Source organism: Streptomyces sp. HUAS 15-9, from assembly GCF_025642155.1.
GTDB lineage: Bacteria > Actinomycetota > Actinomycetes > Streptomycetales > Streptomycetaceae > Streptomyces.
Window position 1 is genome coordinate 5964099 of sequence record NZ_CP106798.1, and the last position, 20746, is coordinate 5984844.

Consider the following 20746-nt stretch of genomic DNA (forward strand, 5'->3'; position numbering starts at 1 on the left):
GTCCGGCGGCGGTCGTCACAGACGCCGGATACGCATCGCCCTGCCCCTCGCCGCCGCCGGTGTCGCCGCGGCCGTGACCGCGGCGCTGATGACCTCGTCCGCGGGGGCGGCCACCTCGGTGCCGACCCCGACCGTCAAGCCGGCCCTCTCCTCGCCGTCGCTCGCCACGCTGGAGAAGCGGGTCGCGGGCGCCCTCGCCGGTGACGACACCGCGGGACAGACGACCGAGAAGTCGTCCCTGAGCGCGAGCACCAGCACCAACACCGCCACGGTCGACCCGAAGATCATCGGTGGCAGCGAGACCACCATCACCAGCGCTCCGTGGATGGCCCAGCTCTGGTACTACGACGACAAGGGCACCACCGACGAGAGCGACGACATCGGCTTCTTCTGCGGCGGCTCGGTCGTCTCGCCGACGAAGATCCTCACCGCCGCGCACTGCGTCAAGGGCTACAACTGGCAGGCCAACGGCGCCGTCCTCACCGGCACCTCGCAGCTGCCGACCAGCGACGGCGCCGGCGGCACGGACCTGCACGGCGGCACCGCGACCGCCGTGCTGCGCCAGTGGAACCACCCGTCGTACAGCGCGACGACCATCGACAACGACATCGCCGTCCTCACGCTGGACAACCCGGTCAAGGCCACGCCGATCCGGATGACGACGTCCGGCGACACCGCCTCCTACGCCGCGGGCACCAGCGCCAAGCTCTACGGCTGGGGCCGCACCAGCTCCACCACCCAGGACATCTCCGACACGCTGAAGACGGCCACGCTGCCGATCCAGTCGGACACCACCTGCTCCGGCTTCTACAGCACGGACTTCGTCAAGGGCCACATGGTCTGCGCGGGCAACCCCGCCACCGGCAGCGATACCGGTACCACCTCCGCCTGCAACGGCGACTCCGGTGGCCCGCTCGTGGTGAACGGCCGGATCGTCGGCGTCGTCTCCTGGGGCGTCGTGGACTGCGTGCAGAAGGGCGCCTACAGCGTCTTCACCAAGGTGAGCACGTACGTCGGTGCCGCCTACGCGCAGATCGACGACGGCAACCTGAGCTACACCGACGGCAAGGCCGACCTGTGGGTGCGCAACTCCTCCACCAAGACCGGCTACGAGAAGGACTCCAAGGGCACGTCGTTCGGCGCCCGGATCTCCTGGGGCAACTGGAACGGCGTGAACGTCGTCCTGCAGACCGACCTGAACCGGGACGGCATCGAGGACCTCGTGGTCCGCGACAGCGGCACCGGTGACGTCTACTGGATGCACTACGTCCTGTCCACCGGCTCCTGGTCGCAGACCAAGATCTTCACCGGCTGGAAGACCCGCACCCGCATCATCGCCCCCGGCGATGTCACCGGCGACTACCTGCCCGACCTCCTGTCCGTCGACTCCGGCGGCGCCCTGTGGATCTACCCCGGCAAGGGCAACGGCACCTTCTCCTCCCGCGTCCAGGTCGGCACGGGCTGGAATCAGTACAACATGGTGCGCGGCCACGGCGATTTCAACGGCGACGGCAAGGCCGACCTGCTCGCTCGCAAGAGCAGCACCGGCGACCTGTACCTGTACAAGGGCACCGGCAAGTCCGGCACCGGCGCGTTCTCCACCCGCGTCAAGGTGCGCAGCGCCTGGACCGGATACAACGCCTTCGACGCGGTCGGTGACATCAGCGGCGACGGCAAGGCCGACTTCCTGGCCCGTACGCCCGGCGGCACGCTCTACCTGTACAAGGGCACCGGCAAGGCGGCCAGCGAGATCTTCGCCACACGGATCTCCGTCGGTACCGACTTCAAGCAGTACGACATTTTCGGCTGAAATCGCAGGTGAGCGGGATTGATCCCGTTTGCTCGGTTACACAGGGTGCCCATCGCTTCACGCGGTGGGCACTCTGCTTTGTGCAACCCTTTCCCGAGTTTCTCCGTCTGACCCGATGGAGTGACGATGGTGCGGTATGGGTCACTACGACCCGGCCCGTCCGCGAAAGCAGGGGGTACACCGACCGGGACGAGAACCGAGGAGCACATGTCCGCCGAGAGCATGCCGGAGCCCGGCATACCCGAGACGGGTGCCGAGACCGGCACGAGCCGGCCGCGCGGCCGCGGCGGCCGGGGCTGCCGTCGCAAGCCCCGCAGCGGGCGCAGCAAGGCGCTGCTCGTCACGGCCTGGACGGCCGCGGGCATCCTGGTGCTGGGGGGCACGGGCGCCGGGTACCTGTACTTCAAGCTCAACGGCAACCTCAAGAGCGTCGACATCGACCAGGCCCTCGGCAGCCACCGTCCGCTGAAGGTCGACAACGGCTCCGAGAACATCCTGGTCCTCGGCTCGGACACCCGCTCCGGCTCCAACAAGAAGCTCGGCGGCGGCACCGACGACGGCAGCGCCCGCTCCGACACGGCGATGGTCGTCCACGTGTACCAGGGCCACAAGAAGGCGAGCGTGGTCTCCATCCCGCGCGACACCCTCATCGACCGCCCCGCGTGCACCGACACCAACGGCACCGAGCACGCCGCCGCCTCCGGCGTGATGTTCAACTCCGCGTACTCCACCGGCGGTGCGGCCTGCGCGGTGAAGACGGTCGAGTCCCTCACCGGCATCCGCATGGACCACTATCTGGAGGTCGACTTCTCCGGCTTCCAGCAGCTCATCGACGACCTCGGCGGGGTCACGGTCACCACGACCAGGAACATCGAGGACGCGGAGAGCCATCTGCACCTCAAGGCCGGCACGCACACCCTGACCGGCAAGCAGGCCCTCGGCCTGGTCCGCACCCGGCACGGCGTCGGCGACGGCTCCGACCTCGGCCGCATCCAGCTCCAGCAGGCCTTCATGAAGGCCCTGGTCGACCAGATCAAGCAGATCGGCGTCCTGACCAGCCCCAAGAAGCTGTTCGACCTCGCCGACACCGCGACCAAGGCCGTCACCACCGACTCCGACCTGGGCACGGTGAACTCCCTGATGGACTTCGCGAACGGTCTGAAGGGCATCGGTTCGTCGCACATGAAGATGGTCACGATGCCGGTGCAGTACGACCCCGCGAACCCCAACCGGGTCGTCGTCGCCGAGGCCAAGGCCAAGCAGGTGTGGACCGCCCTGAGCAACGACCTGCCGATCCCGGCGAGCGCGACGAAGGGCACGGCCACGGGCGAGGCCAAGGGCGTGGTGACGGCGTCGTAGGGCGCGGCGGCGTCGTACGGCGCGGACGGCCCCGTATACGGCGCGAGGGCCCCGATCCCGAATGCTCCCGGACGATCCCGGGCACGCCCGGACCCCCGGGAATAGAACGCCCAGCCCCCCGGTTTTGGGGGATGCGGCCAGTCCTGGCAGACTGGTACGTCGGCCCCGGTTCACGCCTCCGCAGCCCGCGGTTGCGACCCGGTGCCCTCCCGAACCTAGGAGACACCCTTGAAGCGCGACATCCACCCCGAGTACGTCGAGACGCAGGTCAGCTGCACCTGTGGCGCGTCGTTCACCACCCGTAGCACCATCGAGTCCGGCACCATCCGGGCCGAGGTCTGCTCCGAGTGCCACCCGTTCTACACGGGCAAGCAGAAGATCCTCGACACCGGTGGCCGTGTGGCCCGCTTCGAGGCCCGCTTCGGCAAGGCTGCCGCCGGCTCCAAGAAGTAGCGAGCCCTATTTCGCCGGTCCACGGCTGTGTCCCGCCTTCGGGACGCACCGGGACCGGCGTTTTTGGTCGCCCGCCTTCCCCCTTTCCGAGCAGTACAGGAGCCCAAGATGTTCGAGGCCGTCGAGGAACTCGTCGGTGAGCACGCCGACCTGGAGACGAAGCTCGCCGACCCGTCGGTCCACGCCGACCAGGCCAACGCGCGCAAGCTGAACAAGCGCTACGCCGAGCTCACCCCGATCGTCGCCACGTACCGCTCCTGGAAGCAGACCGGCGACGACATCGAGACCGCACGCGAACTCGCCGCCGACGACCCCGACTTCGCCGCCGAGGTCAAGGAGCTGGACAAGCAGCGCGAGGAACTCACCGAGAAGCTGCGCCTCCTGCTCGTCCCGCGTGACCCGAGTGACGACAAGGACGTCATTCTGGAGATCAAGGCGGGCGCCGGCGGCGACGAGTCGGCGCTGTTCGCCGGGGACCTCCTGCGCATGTACCTGCGCTACGCCGAGCGCGTCGGCTGGAAGACCGAGATCATCGACTCCACCGAGTCCGAGCTCGGCGGCTACAAGGACGTCCAGGTCGCGGTGAAGACCCGCGGCCAGACCGAGCCCGGCCAGGGCGTGTGGGCCCGGCTGAAGTACGAGGGTGGTGTGCACCGCGTGCAGCGCGTGCCGGCCACCGAGTCCCAGGGCCGTATCCACACCTCCGCCGCCGGTGTCCTGGTCACCCCCGAGGCCGAGGAGGTCGACGTCGAGATCAATCCGAACGACCTCCGCATCGACGTCTACCGGTCCTCCGGGCCCGGCGGCCAGTCCGTCAACACCACCGACTCCGCGGTGCGCATCACGCACATTCCCACCGGAGTCGTCGCCTCCTGCCAGAACGAGAAGAGCCAGCTGCAGAACAAGGAGCAGGCTCTGCGTATCCTGCGCTCCAGGCTGCTCGCGGCGGCGCAGGAGGAGGCCGAGAAGGAGGCCGCCGACGCCCGCCGCAGCCAGGTCCGCACCGTCGACCGCTCCGAGAAGATCCGTACGTACAACTTCCCGGAGAATCGCATTTCGGACCACCGCGTCGGCTTCAAGGCGTACAACCTTGACCAGGTCCTGGACGGCGAACTCGACGCGGTGATCCAGGCCTGCGTCGACGCGGACTCGGCGGCCAAGCTCGCGGCCGCGTAAGGCGAGTCACGAAGTACCGAATACCCGGAGGACGAGCGTGCAGCAAGATTTTGGGGGGCGACCCCCAAGCCCCCGCAGCGTGCTGCTCGCGGAGGTGGCCCAGGCCGCCCAGCGGCTGGCCGACGCCGGCGTGCCCTCGCCGCGCAACGACGCGGAGGAGCTCGCCGCGTTCGTGCACGGTGTGAAGCGGGGCCAACTGCACTCCGTGAAGGACTCCGACTTCGACGCCCGCTACTGGGAGGTCATCGCCCGGCGCGAGCAGCGCGAGCCGCTCCAGCACATCACCGGGCGCGCCTACTTCCGGTACCTGGAGCTCCAGGTCGGGCCGGGCGTCTTCGTGCCGCGGCCGGAGACCGAGTCGGTGGTCGGCTGGGCCATAGACGCCGTGCGGGCCATGGACGTGGTCGAACCGCTCATCGTCGACCTGTGCACCGGCTCCGGCGCGATCGCGCTGGCCCTCGCCCAGGAGGTCCCGCGCTCGCGCGTGCACGCCGTGGAGCTGTCCGAGGAAGCCCTCCAGTGGACCCGCAAGAACATGGAGGGCTCCAGGGTCGACCTGCGCCAGGGCAACGCCCTGGACGCCTTCCCCGACCTCGACGGCCAGGTCGACCTGGTCATCTCCAACCCTCCGTACATCCCGCTCACCGAGTGGGAGTACGTCGCTCCCGAGGCCCGTGACTACGACCCCGAGCTGGCGTTGTTCTCGGGCGAGGACGGTCTCGACCTCATCCGGGGCCTGGAACGCACCGCGCACCGGCTGCTGCGCCCCGGCGGAGTCGTCGTGATCGAGCACGCCGACACCCAGGGGGGCCAGGTGCCATGGGTCTTCACCGAGGAGCGGGGCTGGGCCGACGCGGCCGACCACCCGGACCTCAACAACCGCCCGCGCTTCGCGACCGCCCGCCGGGCGCTGCCGTGAGCACGCCCCGGACTTCAAGCCAGCAGTACGTGTACGAGGAGGCCCGCTAGACATGGCACGGCGATACGACACCAACGACGCGACCGACCGCGCGACGGGTCTGCGCGAGGCCGCGTCCGCCGTCCGCCGGGGCGAACTCGTGGTGCTGCCGACCGACACGCTGTACGGCATCGGCGCCGACGCGTTCTCCTCGGAGGCCGTGGCCGACCTGCTGGAGGCCAAGGGCCGGGGCCGCAACATGCCCACCCCCGTCCTGATCGGCTCCCCGAACACGCTGCACGGTCTCGTCACCGACTTCTCCGAGCTGGCCTGGGAACTGGTCGACGCGTTCTGGCCGGGCGGCCTCACGCTCGTCGCCCGGCACCAGCCGTCCCTGCAGTGGGACCTCGGCGACACCCGTGGCACCGTTGCCGTGCGCATGCCACTGCACCCGGTCGCCATCGAACTGCTCACCGATGTCGGCCCGATGGCCGTGTCCTCCGCGAACATCACCGGCCACCCGGCGCCGGAGGACTGTGACGCCGCCCAGCAGATGCTCGGCGACTCCGTCTCGGTCTACCTCGACGGCGGCCCGACCCCCGGCAACGTGCCCTCGTCGATCATCGACGTCACCGGCGACGTGCCGCTGCTGCTGCGCGCGGGCGCGATCTCGGCGGAGGAGCTGCGCAAGGTCGTACCCGACCTCGAGGTGGCGAATTGACAGCCCCTGAAGCGGGGCGTGGCATAGGCAACGGGGAACGTGCAGCGGAGATTACGACCACCTTCGTCGGGCTTCCGCGCGACAGTTTCCGCATCCTCCACGTCAGCACCGGCAACGTGTGCCGCTCGCCGATCACCGAGCGGCTGACCCGGCATTTCGTGAAACAGCGGCTCGGCATCCTGGGCGGCGGGCTGATCGTGGAGAGCGCGGGCACCTGGGGTCATGAGGGCGCGCCCATGGAGGCCAACGCGGAGACCGTGCTGGCCGAGTTCGGCGCGGACGCCTCCGGCTTCACCGGCCGGGAGCTGCTGGACGAGCACGTCATCATGGCCGACCTGGTGCTGACCGCGACCCGCGACCATCGCGCCCAGGTCATCTCCATGGGCCACTCGGCGGGGCTGCGCACCTTCACGCTGAAGGAGTTCACCCGCCTGGTCCGCGCGATAGACCCGGCGACCCTGCCGCCCCTGGAGGACGGCCTGGTCGCGCGTGCGCGCGCCCTGGTCCGGGCCGCGGCGGCGCTACGCGGGTGGCTGCTGGCACCGACGGCGGAGGCGGACGAGGTCTACGACCCGTACGGGGCGCCGCTGACGTTCTTCCGTTCGATCGGCGACGAGATACACGAGGCACTGGACCCCGTGGTCACGGCCCTGACCGGGGTACCGGCGCGCACCTAGCGGCTGCCGGTGCGCGGCCGCACGAGCGGTGGTCGATTCCGCGTACCTGGCGGCTGCCGGCGCCGTTGCACCGGTGGTGGTTGATGCCATTGCACCGGTGGTGGTCGACTCCGGGTCTGGTGGTTTCCGGGGGCGTCGTGCCGGCGGTCGTCGTTGCCCCGTGTCCAGCAACTCCCGGTGCCGTCGCACCAGTGGTCGTAGACGTCGCGCACCCCGTCCTGGCCGGGCCTACATTGGACCTACGTCACCGTCGACCGCCCGGGAGCCCGCCATGTCGGTCACCCATACCCTCGAGGCCGATGTCCTGCGGCGGCAGGACCCCGAGCTGGCCGGGATCCTGCTGGGGGAAGTCGAACGGCAGTCGACGACGCTGCAGCTGATCGCGGCCGAGAACTTCACCTCGCCTGCCGTGCTGGCCGCGCTGGGCTCACCGCTCGCCAACAAGTACGCCGAGGGCTATCCCGGGGCCCGCTACCACGGCGGCTGCGAGATCGTCGACGTCGCCGAGCGCATCGCGATCGACCGGGCCAGGGCGCTGTTCGGGGCCGAGCACGCCAACGTTCAGCCGCACTCCGGCTCGTCGGCCGTCCTGGCCGCCTATGCCGCCCTGCTGCAGCCCGGTGACACCGTCCTCGCCCTCGGGCTGCCCTACGGCGGGCACCTCACCCATGGCTCCCCGGCCAACTTCTCGGGCCGCTGGTTCGACTTCGTGGGGTACGGGGTCGACGCGGAGACCGGGCTCATCGACCACGATCAGGTGCGCCACCTCGCCCGCAACCACCGGCCCAAGGCCGTCGTGTGCGGCTCCATCGCCTACCCCCGCCACATCGACTACGCCTTCTTCCGCGAGGTCGCCGACGAGGTCGGGGCGTATCTGATCGCGGACGCCGCCCATCCGATCGGGCTCGTCGCCGGGGGAGCGGCGCCCAACCCGGTGCCGTACGCCGACATCGTGTGCGCGACCACGCACAAGGTGCTGCGCGGGCCGCGCGGCGGGATGATCCTGTGCGGCGCGGAGCTGGCCGAGCGCGTCGACCGGGCCGTGTTCCCGTTCACCCAGGGCGGCGCCCAGATGCACACCATCGCCGCCAAGGCGGTCGCGTTCGGCGAGGCGGCGACGGCGGCGTTCGCCGCGTACGCGCATCAGGTGGTCGCCAACGCGAGGGTCCTGGCGTCCGAGCTGGCCGACGAGGGTCTCGCCGTCACCACCGGGGGCACGGACACCCATCTGATCACCGCGGACCCGTCGCCGCTCGGCGTCGACGGACGCACCGCGCGCGGCCGGCTGGCGGCCGCCGGAATGGTGCTGGACTGCTGCGCCCTGCCGCACGGCGACGCACGCGGGCTGCGTCTTGGCACCGCGGCGCTGACCACCCAGGGCATGGGGGAGCCGGAGATGGCGCGGATCGCCGTGCTGATGGCGGGAGTGCTGCGAAGTGAGATCGACCCCACCGGGGCGCGCGACGAGGTGCGGGAACTGGCGGGTAGATTTCCGCCGTATCCCGGCTGAGCGGGGGTAGACGCACGGAAGTGGACCCTCGTACACAGCCTTGCGTGCAACCATCGTCGCTACCCGGAAGTCCCCACTGATATGCGTACGTCGCTAGGGTGTGGGGCTGTGATGGCCAGCGAGACCTGTGGGGAAGCCCGTGCGTGAATACCTGCTGACGCTCTGTATCACGGCCGCGGTGACGTATCTGCTGACAGGGCCGGTACGTAAGTTCGCGATCGTGGCCGGAGCCATGCCGGAGATCCGGGCACGTGACGTGCACCGGGAGCCCACTCCGCGCCTCGGCGGTATCGCGATGTTCTTCGGGCTGTGCGCGGGTCTGCTGGTCGCCGACCATCTGACCAACCTCAACCAGGTCTTCGAGAAGTCGAACGAGCCACGAGCCCTGCTCTCCGGGGCCGCGCTGATCTGGCTGATCGGTGTCCTGGACGACAAGTTCGAGATCGACGCCCTGATCAAGCTGGGCGGCCAGATGATCGCCGCGGGCGTCATGGTCATGCAGGGTCTGACGATCCTGTGGCTGCCCATCCCGGGTGTCGGCAATGTGGCGCTGACCCAGTGGCAGGGCACGCTGCTGACGGTGGCGCTCGTCGTCATCACGATCAACGCGGTGAACTTCGTGGACGGCCTGGACGGCCTGGCCGCGGGCATGGTGGGCATCGCCGCGACCGCGTTCTTCCTGTACTCGTACCGGATCTGGTACTCGTACGGCATCGAGGCGGCCGCCCCGGCGACCCTCTTCGCGGCGATCCTGATGGGCATGTGCCTGGGCTTCCTGCCGCACAACATGCACCCCGCGCGGATCTTCATGGGCGACTCCGGCTCGATGCTGATCGGGCTGGTGCTGGCCGCGGGGGCGATCTCGATCACCGGTCAGCTCGACCCGGACGCGCTGGCCCTGTTCACCGGCTCCGAGAAGGCGGCGGTGCACCAGACGGTGCCCGTCTACATCCCGCTGCTGCTGCCGCTGACGATCATCGCGGTGCCGGCCGCCGACCTGGTGCTGGCCATTGTGCGCCGCACCTGGCGCGGACAGTCGCCGTTCGCCGCCGACCGGGGGCATCTGCACCACCGGCTCCTGGAGATCGGCCACTCGCACAGCCGGGCCGTGCTGATCATGTACTTCTGGTCGGCGCTGATCGGCTTCGGCGCGCTGGCCTACTCGGTGAACTCCGCGTCGATGTGGATCGTGCTCGGCGTCGTGTTCTTCAGCGCGATCGGTCTGATCCTGCTCCTGCTGCCCCGGTTCACCCCGCGGGCCCCGCGCTGGGCCGAACGCTTCGTGCCGCCGCGCTACCGCCGTCGCCGCGCGGCCGCGGCGCCCGCCGCGGCCTTCGAGGCGGCCCCGGCGGCCGACGAGGAGCAGCCCGCCCCGGTGCCCGCCGGTCTGACCGGGGTCAACGGCGCGACCGCCATCGGCCCCCGTTCGCGGTTCCTGGACGGACGTAAGGCCGGATCGTCGCGCTGACGTTCTCCTGGGCGAGTTCGCCAAGGTAAGAATCTGACTAGAGCATTGCCAACTCGTGGGGGAGCAAAGCTCCCTAATACCAGACATCTCACCCCAGTTTCTGCACAGACGCGCAGGGTCACTCTCATGTGTGACAGCGAGCACACGTACCAGGTAAAGACCTCATCAAATAGTTTGTGATACGGTTCACGAGAACCCCGGATAGAGCCGAAGGACCCCAGTACGACGGTCCAATGGCCTGAGGTCTAGGACTCTCTGACCGGGACTACGCTCGTCCATGACGACACCCTGCCCCCTGTGAAAGCGGAGTTGCCGCCATGCCGTCCAATGACGTCCGGATCCTGGCCCAGGCCGCCGTACCCACGGCTGCCGTCGGCGCGCTCGCCGCCGGCGTCAGCGCCGTGGTCGCGGGCGGCAAGGGGGCGATCGGGGCCGTCGTCGCGACGCTGGTGGTGATCCTCTTCATGGGGATCGGCCTCTATGTCCTGCAGCGCACTGCCAAATCGCTTCCGCACCTGTTCCAGGCCATGGGGCTGATGCTCTACACGGCGCAGTTGCTGTTGCTGTTCGTCTTCGTCGCCGCCTTCAAGAACACCACGCTGTTCAATCCCAAGGCCTTCGCCATCACGCTCGTGGTCGCCACCCTCACGTGGATCGGCGCCCAGACGCGTGCGCACATGAGGGCCAAGATCCTCTACGTCGAGCCCGAGAAGTCCGAGAAGACCGGGCACTCGTCGTGAGAGGTAGGGCCGGGATAAAGGCGCACAAGAGATCCTGCTATCGTCCGGTGCCAACTGCGGCATCGCGGGCGCGGGCATCCGAGCTGACGCCTGCTCAATCGCGAGGCGAGATGCCCCACAGCCGCCCCCACATCCGTAACACCAGTCCCGTGCCGAACCGCGGCCGCACGCCGCGCCGACACAACGAGGTTGCCGTACCTATGCGCCATGTTGAAGGAGCCCGCGGTGAGTGCTGACCCGACGCAGGTGCTCGCCTTCGAGACCGACTGCCACATCTTCGACGGCTGTGGCTTCCCGGCTCCCGGCCTGCACTCGTTCCTGTTCAAGCCCCTGTGGGGCGACGCCGACAGCAACGTGTACTTCAACAAGACGATGCTGCTGGCGCTGCTCGGCTCCATCATCATCGTCGGCTTCTTCTGGGCGGCCTTCCGCAGGCCCAAGGTCGTCCCGGGGAAGATGCAGATGGTCGCCGAGGCCGGCTACGACTTCATCCGGCGGGGTGTCGTCTACGAGACGATCGGCAAGAAGGAGGGCGAGAAGTACGTTCCGCTGGTCGTCTCGCTGTTCTTCTTCATCTGGATGATGAACCTCTGGTCGATCATTCCGGTCGCCTCCTTCCCGGTGACGGCGATCATCTCGTACCCGCTCGTCCTGGCGCTCATCGTCTACGTCCTGTGGATCTCGCTGACCTTCAAGCGCCACGGCTTCGTCGGCTTCTTCAAGAACGTCACCGGGTACGACAAGTCGCTGGGCGCGGTGCTGCCGCTCGCCATGACCATCGAGTTCTTCTCGAACCTGCTGGTGCGGCCCTTCACCCACGCGGTGCGACTGTTCGCGAACATGTTCGCGGGCCACACCCTGCTGCTGCTCTTCACGATCGCCAGCTGGTACCTGCTGAACGGCATCGGCATCGCCTACGCCGGCGTCAGCTTCCTGATGACCATCGTGATGACAGCCTTCGAGCTCTTCATCCAGGCACTGCAGGCGTACGTCTTCGTTCTCCTCACGTGCACCTACATCCAGGGCGCCCTCGCCGAGCACCACTGAGCGCCTCGCTTCACCACCCCCTGATCGTCCGGTGGCCAACCCCCACCGGTCCGTAAAGAAGAAGGAAGAATCGGCATGTCCGCTCTCCAGACCCTTGCTGCCGACGGCGTCCACGGCTCCCTCGGTTCCATCGGCTACGGCCTCGCCGCCATCGGCCCCGGCGTCGGCGTCGGCATCATCTTCGGTAACGGCACGCAGGCCCTCGCCCGCCAGCCCGAGGCTGCCGGCCTGATCCGCGCCAACCAGATCCTCGGCTTCGCCTTCTGTGAGGCGCTCGCCCTCATCGGCCTGGTCATGCCGTTCGTCTACGGCACCTGATCAGCCGGTCAGCGACAGCCCCCTAGACGAAAGGCACTGACATGAGCCAGATGCTCATTCTGGCGGCCGAGGAGGCGGAAAACCCCCTCATCCCGCCGATCCCCGAGCTCGTCATCGGCCTGCTCGCCTTCGTCATCGTCTTCGGCTTCCTCGCCTGGAAGCTCCTTCCGAACATCAACAAGGTTCTGGAGCAGCGCCGCGAGGCCATCGAGGGCGGTATCGAGAAGGCCGAGGCCGCGCAGACCGAGGCACAGAGCGTTCTTGAGCAGTACAAGGCTCAGCTCGCCGAGGCCCGGCACGAGGCCGCGCGCCTGCGCCAGGAGGCGCAGGAGCAGGGCGCCACGCTCATCGCCGAGATGCGGGCCGAGGGCCAGCGGCAGCGCGAGGAGATCGTCGCCGCCGGTCACGCCCAGATCGACGCCGACCGCAAGACCGCTTCCGCCGCGCTGCGTCAGGACGTCGGCAAGCTCGCCACCGAACTGGCCGGCAAGCTCGTCGGCGAGTCCCTCGAGGACCACGCCCGTCAGAGCCGCGTGATCGACCGCTTCCTCGACGAGCTCGAGGAGAAGGCCGAGGCGACCCGATGACGGGTATGCACGGAGCGAGCCGCGAGGCACTGGCAGCCGCACGTGAGCGTCTCGACGCGCTGACGGACACCACGTCCGTGGACGCGGCGCGGCTCGCCGACGAGCTGGCGGCCGTCACCGCGCTGCTCGACCGTGAGCCGTCGCTGCGTCGGGTCCTCACCGACCCGGCGCAGGCCGGGGAGGCCAAGGCCGAGCTGGTGCGCCGTCTGATCGGCGGCCAGGTCAGCGGCGAGGCCGCCGACCTGGTGTCCGGCATGGTCCGTTCCCGCTGGTCACAGCCTCGCGACCTGGTGGACGCGGTGGAGGTGCTGGCGGACGTCGCCGACCTCACGGCGGCGGAGAAGGCGCACACGCTCGACGACGTCGAGGACGAGCTGTTCCGGTTCGGCCGGATCATCGCCTCGAACACCGAGCTGCGCGCCGCGCTGACCGACCGCAAGGCCGGCACCCCGGCCAAGATCGAGCTGCTGCACCGGCTGCTCGGCGGCCGTGCCAAGCCGGCCACCGAGCGTCTGGTGACGCGCCTTGTGACCGCGCCGCGGGGACGTAGCCTGGAGGCGGGACTGGAGTCCCTGTCCAAGCTCGCCGCCGAGCGCCGGGACCGCCTGGTCGCCGTCGTCACCTCGGCGGTGCCGCTGAGCGACACGCAGAAGCAGCGCCTGGGCGCCGCCCTCGCGAAGCTCTACGGCCGCAAGATGCACCTCAACCTCGACGTCGACCCCGAGGTCGTCGGCGGGATCCGGGTGCAGGTCGGTGACGAGGTCATCAACGGCTCCCTCGCGGACCGCCTCGAGGACGCCGCCCGCCGCATGGCGAGCTAGCAGCAACGCGGAAATCGAAAAAAGTAATTACGGCCCTGGTTGGGCCGTGCAGAGGATTCACCTCGTTCAGGGGGGAGTCCCCATCCCCCCAAGTGAAACTTCGGGCCCAACAAGGAGAGCAGGGAACCCAGATGGCGGAGCTCACGATCCGGCCGGAGGAGATCCGGGACGCGCTGGAGAACTTCGTCCAGTCGTACAAGCCGGACGCGGCCTCGCGCGAGGAGGTCGGTACGGTCACCCTTGCCGGCGACGGCATCGCGAAGGTCGAGGGCCTGCCCTCGGCCATGGCCAACGAACTGCTGAAGTTCGAGGACGGCACCCTCGGCCTCGCGCTCAACCTGGAAGAGCGCGAGATCGGCGCCATCGTCCTCGGTGAGTTCAGCGGCATCGAGGAGGGTCAGCCGGTGCAGCGCACCGGTGAGGTCCTCTCCGTCGCGGTCGGCGAGGGCTACCTCGGCCGCGTCGTCGACCCGCTCGGCAACCCGATCGACGGCCTCGGCGAGATCGAGACCACCGGTCGCCGCGCCCTCGAACTGCAGGCCCCCACGGTTATGCAGCGCAAGTCGGTGCACGAGCCGATGGAGACCGGCTACAAGGCCGTCGACGCCATGACCCCGGTCGGCCGTGGTCAGCGTCAGCTGATCATCGGTGACCGCCAGACCGGCAAGACCGCCCTGGCCGTCGACACGATCATCAACCAGCGTGACAACTGGCGCACCGGCGACCCGAACAAGCAGGTCCGCTGCATCTACGTCGCCATCGGCCAGAAGGGCTCCACCATCGCGTCGGTCCGCCGCGCGCTGGAGGAGAACGGCGCGCTGGAGTACACGACCATCGTCGCCGCCCCGGCGTCCGACCCGGCCGGCTTCAAGTACCTGGCGCCCTACACCGGCTCGGCCATCGGCCAGCACTGGATGTACGAGGGCAAGCACGTCCTGATCATCTTCGACGACCTGTCGAAGCAGGCCGACGCCTACCGCGCCGTGTCGCTGCTGCTGCGCCGCCCGCCGGGCCGTGAGGCCTACCCGGGTGACGTCTTCTACCTGCACTCCCGGCTGCTGGAGCGCTGCGCGAAGCTCTCCGACGACATGGGCGCCGGCTCGATGACCGGTCTGCCGATCGTCGAGACCAAGGCCAACGACGTCTCGGCGTTCATCCCGACCAACGTCATCTCCATCACCGACGGCCAGTGCTTCCTGGAGTCGGACCTGTTCAACGCCGGTCAGCGTCCCGCGCTGAACGTCGGTATCTCCGTCTCCCGAGTCGGTGGTTCCGCGCAGCACAAGGCGATGAAGCAGGTCTCCGGCCGTCTGCGCGTCGACCTGGCCCAGTTCCGTGAGCTGGAGGCGTTCGCCGCCTTCGGTTCCGACCTGGACGCCGCCTCGAAGGCGCAGCTGGAGCGCGGTCAGCGCATGGTCGAGCTGCTGAAGCAGGCCCAGTACCAGCCGATGTCCACCGAGGACCAGGTCGTCTCCGTCTGGGCCGGCACCACCGGCAAGATGGACGACGTTCCGGTCGTCGACATCCGCCGCTTCGAGAAGGAGCTCCTGGAGTACCTGCACCGCAAGGAGCAGGGCCTCATGACCTCCATCAAGGAGGGCGGCAAGATGTCCGACGACACGCTGACGGCCGTGGCCGACGCGATCGCGGACTTCAAGAAGCAGTTCGAGACCTCCGACGGCAAGCTGCTCGGCGAGGACACTCCGGCCGCTGCCGCCAAGTGACGTAAGGAAGGGACCTGACTCATGGGAGCCCAGCTCCGGGTCTACAAGCGTCGCATCCGATCCGTCACCGCGACCAAGAAGATCACCAAGGCGATGGAGATGATCGCCGCCTCGCGTGTCGTCAAGGCGCAGCGCAAGGTGGCGGCCTCCACGCCGTACGCGACCGAGCTCACCCGCGCGGTCACGGCGGTCGGTACCGGTTCGAACACCAAGCACCCGCTGACCACGGAGACGGAGAACCCGACCCGTGCCGCGGTCCTGCTCCTGACGAGCGACCGCGGTCTGGCCGGTGCCTTCAACTCCAACGCCATCAAGGCGGCGGAGCAGCTGACCGAGCGCCTGGAGCGCGAGGGCAAGCAGGTCGACACGTACATCGTCGGCCGCCGTGGTGTGGCCCACTACAACTTCCGTGAGCGCAAGATCTCGGAGTCGTGGACGGGCTTCACCGACGAGCCCTCGTACGCGGACGCCAAGAAGGTGGCGGCGCCTCTGATCGAGGCCATCGAGAAGGAGACGGCGGACGGCGGCGTGGACGAACTCCACATCGTCTTCACCGAGTTCGTCTCGATGATGACGCAGACGGCGCTCGGCGCCCGGCTGCTGCCGCTGCGCCTCGAAGAGGTCGCGGAGGAGACGCCCAAGGGCGAGATCCTTCCGCTGTTCGACTTCGAGCCCTCGGCGGAGGACGTCCTCGACGCCCTGCTGCCGCGCTACGTGGAGAGCCGTATCTACAACGCGCTGCTCCAGTCGGCCGCTTCGAAGCACGCCGCCACGCGGCGCGCGATGAAGTCGGCGACCGACAACGCCGGTGAGCTCATCGAGAGCCTCTCCCGGCTTGCCAACGCGGCCCGCCAGGCCGAAATCACCCAGGAAATCAGCGAGATCGTCGGTGGCGCGAGCGCCCTGGCCGACGCGACCGCGGGGAGTGACCGCTAATGACCACCACTGTTGAGACCGCGACGGCCACGGGCCGCGTCGCCCGGGTCATCGGCCCGGTCGTCGACGTGGAGTTCCCCGTCGACGCGATGCCGGACATCTACAACGCCCTTCACGTCGAGGTGGCCGACCCGGCCAACGCAGGCGAGAAGAAGACGCTGACCCTGGAGGTCGCCCAGCACCTGGGTGACGGCCTGGTCCGCACCATCTCCATGCAGCCCACCGACGGTCTGGTCCGCCAGGCCCAGGTGACCGACACCGGCTCCGCCATCTCGGTGCCGGTCGGCGACTTCACCAAGGGCAAGGTGTTCAACACCCTCGGTGAGGTGCTGAACGTCGACGAGACCTACGACGGCGAGCGCTGGCCGATCCACCGCAAGGCCCCGAACTTCGACGAGCTCGAGTCCAAGACCGAGATGTTCGAGACGGGCGTCAAGGTCATCGACCTGCTCACCCCGTACGTCAAGGGCGGCAAGATCGGCCTGTTCGGCGGTGCCGGCGTCGGCAAGACGGTGCTCATCCAGGAGATGATCTACCGCGTCGCCAACAACCACGACGGTGTCTCCGTGTTCGCCGGTGTCGGTGAGCGCACCCGTGAGGGCAACGACCTCATCGAGGAGATGTCGGACTCGGGCGTCATCGACAAGACCGCCCTGGTCTTCGGTCAGATGGACGAGCCCCCGGGCACCCGTCTGCGCGTCGCGCTGGCCGGCCTCACCATGGCCGAGTACTTCCGTGACGTCCAGAAGCAGGACGTGCTGTTCTTCATCGACAACATCTTCCGCTTCACGCAGGCCGGTTCCGAGGTCTCCACGCTGCTCGGCCGTATGCCCTCCGCGGTGGGTTACCAGCCGAACCTGGCCGACGAGATGGGTCTCCTCCAGGAGCGGATCACCTCGACCCGCGGTCACTCGATCACCTCGATGCAGGCGATCTACGTCCCCGCGGACGACCTGACCGACCCGGCCCCGGCCACCACCTTCGCCCACCTCGACGCGACGACGGTGCTGTCCCGTCCGATCTCCGAGAAGGGCATCTACCCGGCCGTGGACCCGCTGGACTCCACGTCCCGCATCCTGGACCCGCGGTACATCGCGCAGGACCACTACAACGCGGCCATGCGCGTGAAGACGATCCTGCAGAAGTACAAGGACCTCCAGGACATCATCGCGATCCTCGGTATCGACGAGCTCGGCGAGGAGGACAAGCTCGTCGTCCACCGTGCCCGTCGTGTGGAGCGCTTCCTGTCCCAGAACACCCACGTCGCCAAGCAGTTCACCGGCGTGGACGGCTCGGACGTGCCGCTCGACGAGTCGATCGCCGCGTTCAACGCCATCTGTGACGGTGAGTACGACCACTTCCCCGAGCAGGCGTTCTTCATGTGCGGTGGCATCGAGGACCTCAAGGCCAACGCCAAGGAGCTGGGCGTCTCCTGAACTCCCTGAGTTCACCGTGAGCCCCGCGGCTCACACCTGAGGGGGCGGGGTACGTCCCGCCCCCTCTTTCACGCCCACTAGACTTGTAACCAACACCCGGCAGATCCGCCGGGTGGTGACCCGAGGAGCCACCCTTGGCTGCTGAGCTGCACGTCGCGCTGGTCGCGGCCGACCGAGAGGTCTGGTCCGGCGAGGCCACCCTGGTCGTCGCGCGCACCACCTCCGGCGACATCGGCGTCATGCCCGGTCACCAGCCGCTGCTCGGTGTGCTGGAGTCGGGCCCGGTGACCATCCGTACGAGTGATGGTGCAACGGTCGTCGCCGCGGTGCACGGCGGTTTCATCTCGTTCGCGGACAACAAGCTGTCGCTGCTGGCCGAGATCGCCGAGCTGTCGGACGAGATCGATGTCCAGCGCGCGGAGCGGGCGCTCGAGCGCGCGAAGTCGGAGGCCGACGCCTCCGCCGAGCGCCGCGCGGACGTTCGACTGCGTGCGGCGACGGCGCGCTGAGCCAGCGCACTGTGTGATGACGTCACTCAGCCGCGGCTGGGACCGGAGCAATCCGGTACCAGCCGCGGCTGAGGCAGATGTGGGTGTTTTTTCCGTTCCGTTACCTAGGAGACGAGGAGGTCGGTGCCGATGGTCCTCGCTCTGACTGTGTGCGGAGTCGTGGTCGCGCTCGTGGTGGTGGGACTCTTCCTGTTCGGCCTGCGGCGCAGACTCATCCAGCGGTCCGGCGGGACCTTCGACTGCAGCCTGCGCTGGGACGTACCGGAGAAACCCGACGCCAGCGGCAAGGGCTGGAGCTATGGCGTGGCCCGCTACAACGGCGACCGGATCGAGTGGTACCGGGTCTTCTCCTACGCCCCCCGCCCGCGCCGCGTCCTGGAACGCTCGCAGATCGAGGTGGCCGGCCGCCGGCTCCCCGAGGGCGAGGAGGAACTGGCGCTGCTCTCCGACGCCGTCATCCTCGCCTGTACCCATCGGGGCACCCGCCTCGAACTCGCCATGACCGAAGACGCGCTGACCGGATTTCTCGCGTGGCTGGAAGCAGCCCCGCCCGGTCAGCGAGTGAATGTGGCGTAGCCACATTCACTCTCCCCCGGACGAAGTGAAGTCCGGAGGAGAGTGAACGTCGCTCAACGCTTCTTACTATTTCGAACTGTCTTACGACAGCCCGCTGTTGATGGCGCTCACCAGCTCTCCGTTGCTGGTGTCACCGCTGAACTCCCAGAAGAAGGCGCCGCCCAGGCCCTGGGACTTGGCCCACGCCATCTTGCTGTTGATGGTGGCGGGAGTGTCGTACGACCACCAGTTGCTGCCGCAGTGCGCGTACGCCGTGCCCGCGATGGTGCCGGTGGCCGGGCAGGACGTCTTGAGGACCTTGTAGTCCTCGATGCCCTGCTCGTAGGTGCCGGCCGCCGGGCCCGTGGCCGTGCCGCCCGGGGCGTCCTGGGTGACGCCGGTCCAGCCGCGGCCGTAGAAGCCGATGCCGATGAGCAGCTTGCTCGCGGGCACGCCCTTCGCCTTGTACTTGGCCATCGCGTCGGCCGTGGTGAAGCCGGCGGTCGGGATGCCGCTGTACGAGGTGAGCGGGGAGTGCGGGGCCGTGGGGCCCTGCGCCGCCCAGGCGCCGAAGAAGTCGTACGTCATCACGTTGTACCAGTCGACGTACTGGGCCGCGCCTGCGTAGTCGGCCGCGTCGATCTTGCCGCCGGAGGAGCCGTCGGCGGTGACCGCGGCGGTGACCAGGTTGTTCGAGCCGAACTTGGCGCGCAGCGCGGACATCACGTTCTTGAAGGCCGCCGCCCCGCTGGTGTCACAGGACAGACCGCAGGCGTTCGGGTACTCCCAGTCGATGTCGATGCCGTCGAACACGTCGGCCCAGCGCGGGTCCTCGACCAGGTTGTAGCAGGACTGCGCGAACGCGGCCGGGTTGGCCGCGGCCTGGCCGAAGCCGCCGGACCAGGTCCAGCCGCCGAAGGACCACAGCACCTTGATGTTCGGGTACTTGGCCTTCAGCTCGCGCAGCTGGTTGAAGTTGCCGCGCAGCGGCTGGTCCCAGGTGTCGGCGACGCCGCTGACCGACTGGTCGGCGGTGAAGGCCTTGTCGTAGTCGGCGTAGGAGTCGCCGATCGCGCACTGGCCGTTGGTGACGTTGCCGAAGGCGTAGTTGATGTGCGTGATCTTGGCGGCCGAGCCGGACGTCACCAGGTTCTTGACGTTGTAGTTGCGGCCGTAGATGCCCCACTCGGTGAAGTAGCCGAGCTTGACCTTGTCGCCGGGGGGCGGGGGATTGGTGCCGCCGCCGGTGGTGTGGACCGCGACCGCGCCGCTGACCGGACCGGTCTGGTCGGCGGTGTCACGGGCCTGGACGGTGTAGGAGTAGTCGGTGCCGGCACTCAGGCCGTTGTCCGTGTACGAGGTCGTCGTCACGGTGGCGACCTTCGAGCCGTCGCGCAGCACGTCGTAGTTCTTGATGCCCTTGTCGTCGGTCGCCGCCGACCAGGACAGCTTCACCGAGGTGTCGGTGATGTTCGACGCGGTCGGGGTGCCGGGCGCGGAGGGCGCCGCGTCACCGGGGACGGTGGTGCCGTCGCAACTGTCGCCGTTCAGCTTGCAGCCCGACGGTGAGCCGGAGCCGGCGCCGTTGAAGCCGAAGGAGACGGAGGCACCTGGGGCGATGGAGCCGTTGTAGGACTTGTTCTTGGCGGTCCAGTGGGTGCCGGAGGAGGTGACGTCCGCGTCCCAGGCCGAGGTGACGGACGTACCGGAGGGGAAGTCCCACTCGATCGTCCACGAGCTGATGGCGGTGGTGCCGGTGTTCTTGACGGTCCACTTGCCCTCGAAGCCGGAGCCCCAGTCCTGGGTCTTGGCGTAGGTGGCGGTAGCGCCGGCGGAGTCTGCCGCGGCCTGGGCGGGACTCGTGAGGCCGACCAGTCCGGCCAGGGGGAGCAACAGGGTCGCGAACCCTGCCGCGGCTCTGTGTCTGAAGCGCATGCTGCGCCTCCCTCTATCTCGGGGGTGTCAGGGGCATGACTGAGCCTTCACGCCCACGGTGCCGCG

20 protein-coding genes are annotated in these 20746 nt (G+C 68.7%); 19 read left to right on the forward strand and 1 reads right to left on the reverse strand.

The genetic code is table 11. The features are described 5' to 3' along the window. The first annotated feature begins 88 nt into the window (after positions 1 to 88). From N8I87_RS27665 to N8I87_RS27755, 19 genes are all read left to right on the forward strand, one after another. Entirely contained in the window at positions 89 to 1810 is a 1722-nt protein-coding gene (locus N8I87_RS27665; RefSeq protein WP_263216706.1) for a trypsin-like serine protease, read from the forward strand. Positions 1811 to 2017: 207 nt separating this feature from the next. Further along, positions 2018 to 3169, forward strand: coding sequence for an LCP family protein (locus N8I87_RS27670; protein WP_263212681.1), 1152 nt, complete (start codon positions 2018 to 2020; stop codon positions 3167 to 3169). A 228-nt stretch (positions 3170 to 3397) separates the two neighbouring features. Further along, a complete protein-coding gene (gene rpmE / locus N8I87_RS27675) occupies positions 3398 to 3622 on the forward strand; it encodes a 50S ribosomal protein L31 (RefSeq protein ID WP_019326867.1) in 225 nt (74 codons plus the stop codon). 108 nt (positions 3623 to 3730) lie between these two features. After that, on the forward strand, positions 3731 to 4798 hold the full coding sequence (prfA, locus tag N8I87_RS27680) for a peptide chain release factor 1 (RefSeq protein WP_263212697.1): 1068 nt from the start codon (positions 3731 to 3733) through the stop codon (positions 4796 to 4798). Positions 4799 to 4877: 79 nt separating this feature from the next. Then, complete coding sequence (gene prmC / locus N8I87_RS27685) at positions 4878 to 5717, forward strand: peptide chain release factor N(5)-glutamine methyltransferase (RefSeq protein WP_263212699.1); 840 nt, start codon at positions 4878 to 4880, stop codon at positions 5715 to 5717. Positions 5718 to 5769: 52 nt separating this feature from the next. Beyond that, a complete protein-coding gene (locus N8I87_RS27690; RefSeq protein WP_263212701.1) occupies positions 5770 to 6417 on the forward strand; it encodes an L-threonylcarbamoyladenylate synthase in 648 nt (215 codons plus the stop codon). After that, a complete protein-coding gene (locus tag N8I87_RS27695; protein ID WP_263212703.1) occupies positions 6414 to 7094 on the forward strand; it encodes an arsenate reductase/protein-tyrosine-phosphatase family protein in 681 nt (226 codons plus the stop codon). The genes N8I87_RS27690 and N8I87_RS27695 overlap by 4 nt, the downstream gene beginning before the upstream one ends. A 271-nt stretch (positions 7095 to 7365) precedes the next feature. Beyond that, on the forward strand, positions 7366 to 8604 hold the full coding sequence (gene glyA, locus N8I87_RS27700) for a serine hydroxymethyltransferase (protein WP_263212705.1): 1239 nt from the start codon (positions 7366 to 7368) through the stop codon (positions 8602 to 8604). 139 nt (positions 8605 to 8743) lie between these two features. After that, positions 8744 to 10072 (forward strand): MraY family glycosyltransferase, encoded by a 1329-nt coding sequence (locus tag N8I87_RS27705; protein ID WP_263212707.1) that lies wholly within the window; start codon positions 8744 to 8746, stop codon positions 10070 to 10072. A gap of 317 nt (positions 10073 to 10389) precedes the next feature. Further along, a complete protein-coding gene (locus N8I87_RS27710) occupies positions 10390 to 10812 on the forward strand; it encodes a Cg1360 family ATP-synthase-associated protein (RefSeq protein ID WP_263212710.1) in 423 nt (140 codons plus the stop codon). Positions 10813 to 11037: 225 nt separating this feature from the next. Then, a complete protein-coding gene (atpB, locus tag N8I87_RS27715) occupies positions 11038 to 11859 on the forward strand; it encodes a F0F1 ATP synthase subunit A (RefSeq protein ID WP_263212713.1) in 822 nt (273 codons plus the stop codon). A gap of 75 nt (positions 11860 to 11934) precedes the next feature. Next, on the forward strand, positions 11935 to 12177 hold the full coding sequence (locus N8I87_RS27720) for an ATP synthase subunit c family protein (protein ID WP_093474678.1): 243 nt from the start codon (positions 11935 to 11937) through the stop codon (positions 12175 to 12177). Between the two features lie 41 nt (positions 12178 to 12218). After that, a complete protein-coding gene (locus tag N8I87_RS27725; RefSeq protein WP_263212718.1) occupies positions 12219 to 12764 on the forward strand; it encodes a F0F1 ATP synthase subunit B in 546 nt (181 codons plus the stop codon). Between the two features lie 5 nt (positions 12765 to 12769). Continuing rightward, a complete protein-coding gene (locus N8I87_RS27730; RefSeq protein ID WP_263216707.1) occupies positions 12770 to 13585 on the forward strand; it encodes a F0F1 ATP synthase subunit delta in 816 nt (271 codons plus the stop codon). A 131-nt stretch (positions 13586 to 13716) separates the two neighbouring features. Continuing rightward, complete coding sequence (atpA, locus tag N8I87_RS27735; protein WP_263212721.1) at positions 13717 to 15309, forward strand: F0F1 ATP synthase subunit alpha; 1593 nt, start codon at positions 13717 to 13719, stop codon at positions 15307 to 15309. Between the two features lie 21 nt (positions 15310 to 15330). Then, a complete protein-coding gene (locus N8I87_RS27740) occupies positions 15331 to 16245 on the forward strand; it encodes a F0F1 ATP synthase subunit gamma (protein ID WP_263212723.1) in 915 nt (304 codons plus the stop codon). After that, entirely contained in the window at positions 16245 to 17681 is a 1437-nt protein-coding gene (gene atpD, locus N8I87_RS27745) for a F0F1 ATP synthase subunit beta (RefSeq protein ID WP_263212726.1), read from the forward strand. Before N8I87_RS27740 ends, atpD begins: the two co-directional genes overlap by 1 nt. 134 nt (positions 17682 to 17815) lie before the next feature. Then, entirely contained in the window at positions 17816 to 18190 is a 375-nt protein-coding gene (locus N8I87_RS27750; RefSeq protein ID WP_263212729.1) for a F0F1 ATP synthase subunit epsilon, read from the forward strand. Between the two features lie 129 nt (positions 18191 to 18319). Then, positions 18320 to 18766, forward strand: a complete 447-nt coding sequence (locus N8I87_RS27755) for a DUF2550 domain-containing protein (protein WP_263212730.1) — start codon at positions 18320 to 18322, stop codon at positions 18764 to 18766. Positions 18767 to 18847: 81 nt separating this feature from the next. Here the strand turns inward: N8I87_RS27755 and N8I87_RS27760 are convergent, their stop codons facing one another. Then, entirely contained in the window at positions 18848 to 20680 is a 1833-nt protein-coding gene (locus tag N8I87_RS27760) for a glycoside hydrolase family 18 chitinase (protein WP_263212732.1), read from the reverse strand. Between the last annotated feature and the right edge of the window lie 66 nt (positions 20681 to 20746).